At 62.8% G+C, this 1938-nt stretch carries 1 pseudogene; it reads left to right on the top strand.

The window, feature by feature from the left end:
• Positions 1-24: 24 nt before the first annotated feature.
• Positions 25-1938 (top strand): annotated as a pseudogene (locus Q6A51_RS27225) (sugar-binding protein); the annotation flags it as partial.

Here is a 1938-nt window from a genome sequence, read left to right as displayed (position 1 = left end):
CCCCTCAGCCTCGGCTTCAGCCCCATGAGCCCCCGCAATATCGGCTTCGGCAAGGGCTGGAGCGTGCGCCTGTCGCACTTCGATACCGTCTCGCGCATCCTCTCGTTGTCCACCGGGGAAACCTTCCGCATCGAAGGCTCGGCCAGCCAGCCCACCGTCCCCGAACGCAAGATCGACAGTTTTCATTTTTCCGTCGAGGCCACCGGCCGCTATCGGGTGGCCCACAAGTCCGGCCTGGTGGAAATCCTCACTCTGCGCGGCGGCGACACCCAGGCCTGGGTCAGTGAAATCCACTCCGCCGAAGGCCATCGGGTCAGCCTGGCCTACGAGACCTTTGCCGACGAAACCGTGCTGCGCAGCGTCAGCGACGACTATGGCCTGCTGCTCGAGATTACCCGCCCCAACTCCGCGCAGATCAATGTCGACTTGCACCCCGGTCAAGGCAGCGGCGGCGAACCCCTGGTCCGTTTCAGCCTGATGCTCAACAACGGCGAAGTCACCCGCATCGTGCTGCCGACCGACAATCCGGCCGCCTGGCGCTTCCAGTACGAACTGATCCATGAATACCTGTGCATGGCGCAGGTACACAACCCGCTCGGTGGCCATGAACTCATCACCTACGATGCTCAGGGCCATGAGTTTCCGCAGAACCGCTACCCCTCGCTGCCCCGCGTGTCACGGCATGAGCAGCGCCCCGGCTTCGGCCAGCCGCCAGTCGAGGTGCGTTATCAATATTCCAACACCAATTTTCTGGGTTTCAACGCCAGCGGGCTGATCTGGGACGACGATGGTCTGGACAATCTCTACAAGGCCAATCAGAGCTACACCTACAACAGCACGGAAATGCTCTGGTTCGACGACAAGGCGCTGCGCACCACAGTGCGGGCCTTCAACAACTTCCACCTGCTGACCGAGGAAACCGTCACCCAAAGCGACAATGTGCTCAGCACCCGCACCACGTATCACAGCACGCCGGGCTTGCCCTTCGACCAGCAACCGGCCCAGTGCCAGTTGCCCCGTGAAGTGCTGAAGATCTGGTATCACCCCAGCGCTTCCAGCCAGACCCATGAAGAAACCACCCGCACCACCTTCGACACCTTCGGCAACCTGCTGACCCAGGAAAACCCCGATGGCACCCTGGAAACCCGGCGCTATTACCCGGCCGCCGGTGGCGATGGCTGCCCGCCCGACCCGCAAGGTTTTGTAAGGACCGTGCAGGACACCACCGTCACGCCGGTCCCCGGCGCGCCCGGCGAGGCCCCGGTGTTGCGCACGGCGTATCGCTACGCGCTGCAAACCGGCGTGGGTGGCGGCGCAACGCCCGGCTGGCTGGCCGTGACCGACGAGCGTCTGCTGCAAGTGGATGGCCTGGATGAAACCGAACTGCAACACACCGCGTTCACCTACATCCACCAGCCCACCGATCGTTATCAGCACGGGCGCAAGTTGCAGGACACCCAGACCCTCAATGGCCTCTCGACGATCACCGACTACACCTACCAGAGAACCCGTAATGCCCGCGCCGGGGAAACCGTGCAGCACACCATCATCAGCCTGAGCACCAGCTTCGATACCGTGCGCAAGACCCATACCCTGCAACACTCGCTGCTCAACGGCCAGCCACTGCTCAATCGCGACGACAACGACGTGGAAATCGCCTACCGCTACGACGTACTGGGCCGGGTCATCGAGGAAACCGTAGCCCCTGGCACGCTCTACGAGGCCTCGCGCCATTATCGCTATGTGCTCAGCGCCGTGGACGGCCAACAGGCCGAACAGGAAACCACCAACGTCAAGGGGATCAAGACCCGCACCTTGCTCGATGGCATGAACCGTGTGGTGAAGGAGTTGCGGCAGGGCGCCGACGAGAACAAACCTGCCGATTACTTCCAGACCTACAGCGCGCTGTACGACGGCCGCGGGCTGTTGACCGAGGAC

This window comes from Pseudomonas serbiensis, assembly GCF_030580745.1.
Taxonomy (GTDB): Bacteria; Pseudomonadota; Gammaproteobacteria; order Pseudomonadales; family Pseudomonadaceae; genus Aquipseudomonas; species Aquipseudomonas serbiensis.
The sequence above is the reverse complement of the archived record's forward strand: the minus strand, read 5'-3'. Positions and strand labels throughout refer to the sequence as shown.